The organism is Acaricomes phytoseiuli DSM 14247 (assembly GCF_000376245.1).
GTDB classification, from domain to species: Bacteria; Actinomycetota; Actinomycetes; order Actinomycetales; family Micrococcaceae; genus Renibacterium; species Renibacterium phytoseiuli.
The window spans coordinates 1-2012 of sequence record NZ_AQXM01000008.1; the positions used below are offsets into that span (position 1 = coordinate 1).

Here is a 2012-nt window from a genome sequence, read left to right on the forward strand (position 1 = left end):
ACTCTTTCGGATAGGGCTTGGGCAAGAGATACATCCTTCCAGCGAGGACGAATCCTCACAGATCAGATGTCAACCAAACCCGGGGCAGACCCGCAAGCTGGTGACCGCACTCATAAGGCGGTCACCAGCTTCGTGGAAATCACGGTTATAGCTTAAGAGTTTCGGGGTTTCCTAGTCATGTGTAAGAGAACAGCCCCAACAGTCACAATGAGCATGCTAGCACCCAGAAGCCAGGGCAAGCTTGTTACCCCGGTGCGTGCTAAAGGTTGACCTGTGGCAGAAGACGCCTGAGGATCCAGCGTGGGTTCGGATACTCCTGACCCGTCTCGGGATGAGGTATCAGTATCTGGTTTAGGCGTTGGTTCAGGGGTAGGCTCCGGCGTTGGAGTGGGTTGGTTCGTCACGTTTAGGTAGTCAATGACCTGCTCCTTTATCTTCGGAGACCTCATCGCACCATGTCCGATTCCATCGGCGACCAGATGTATAGTCTGGGAGCCAAGTTGTTTGGCTACAGCATCAGCCCAGGCTTTCGGCGTAGCGAGATCAATCGCTTTACTGAGAAGCATGGTTGGGTGAGCACTCCGAGAGGTCACAGGATCCTGCGAACCGGGCACCGGTGTTGGGCCGCCCACGCATATTGAGGAGTACTGGGTGGAGTTCGTGTTATATCTCATCACTGATGCCACCGCACGTGCAGAGGCCAGATCTTCTCTCACAGCTTGAGCATGAGGCACTCCCAGCGGGAAGCTCGAACACACGATTGGATCAGCGTAAGGCATTTTCTCTGGCATGGGTGAAGGGGCAGGCATCTCATCTTGTTCTGGGTTTTTTCCTTCAGCAAGGTTCTTGAGTCCTTGCGCTGCTTGAGCGAATCCCTCAGCCCCAATAGCAAGCTCAGCATAAGCAGTCACTAGGGGTTCAGTCCATGGAACACCCATAAAAGTTCCTGGTATTTCGCCGTTTCTTACGTTGGTTCTGGCTTGCTCGAAGACTTCTGGAATATCACGGCCTTTGAGCACACAGGCTGTATCACTCTGACACCATTGATAGAAACGCTCATAAGCGGCTTCACTGCTGGCCGCGGCAGTAGTGAGGAACTCTGTGCGGGTTTGAGCCGGGTTCATCACCCCATCAAGGATAGAACCGTTCACGTGTTCACCAAAGAGCCCCAAGTACCGTTCAGCAAGCAACGTCCCATAAGAAGATCCGCGAAGGTTGATATTACCCAACTTTAAGACCCTACGAAGTAACTCCATATCATTAGCATTACTGTAAGCGTCCATATGATTCTTCAACGATGCAGGCTCAGTCGTACATGAAGGCCAAAAATCATTCTCCTGGGAAGAACGGAACTGCTCGAACACTGCCTGATCCGTGGGAGGAACACGGGGAATCCCCAGCATCCCAGTTGCCGAACAGGTCAAGGCTCCGCTCTGACCAACACCACGAGGATCCAGACCGATCCAATCGTAACCGCTTAGCTCCAAGTTGAAACCCATATAACCAGGAGCTCCAGGGCCGGAGGGGAAGTTCGCTATCGTTCCCCTAGAACTTTGCCCATCCTGATCTGAGCTGGCTTTGAACCGGTATGCTTGCAGCTCAACGGTTTCACCCCTAGGGGCACTCCAATCCACCGGGGCCCGCAACCGAGCACATTCAGTCCCCGGCATCATTGTGTTTGAGCCATCATCCTCACAGGCACCCCACGATAGAGACTGAGACGAGTACACCCCCAAAGCGTCCTCAAGAAGATTAGATACGGGTGCAGCAGGCGCCGGGGCAGAGAAAGCTAAACTCCCCGCAAGAGCAACACTCACAACAGAAGAAACCACGTGCATCACGTCCAATTCATCAATCACCAATAAAACTATTGACGCATACCAAAATAGCTCATCCCATGGGTCTGCCTAGGGTTTGGTGGGTCTGCCCCGGGTTTGGTTGACAGTTGGGGTTTGGGGTGATCAGGCCGCTTTCGCGTCCGTGTAGATCGTCTCAAACTCTACGGGAGTGAG

Annotated in this window: 1 protein-coding gene; it reads right to left on the minus strand. The window is 53.3% G+C overall.

The genetic code is table 11. From position 1 onward, the window contains the following. Positions 1–152 precede the first annotated feature (152 nt). Positions 153–1838 (minus strand): alpha/beta fold hydrolase, encoded by a 1686-nt coding sequence (locus C501_RS13705; protein WP_342662509.1) that lies wholly within the window; start codon positions 1836–1838, stop codon positions 153–155. Positions 1839–2012: the final 174 nt, after the last annotated feature.

Coding starts and splice junctions, on each gene's coding strand:
- C501_RS13705 (WP_342662509.1), bottom strand. CDS start 1,838: ATGCACGTGGTTTCTTCTGTTGTGAGTGTTGCTCTTGCGGGGAGTTTA.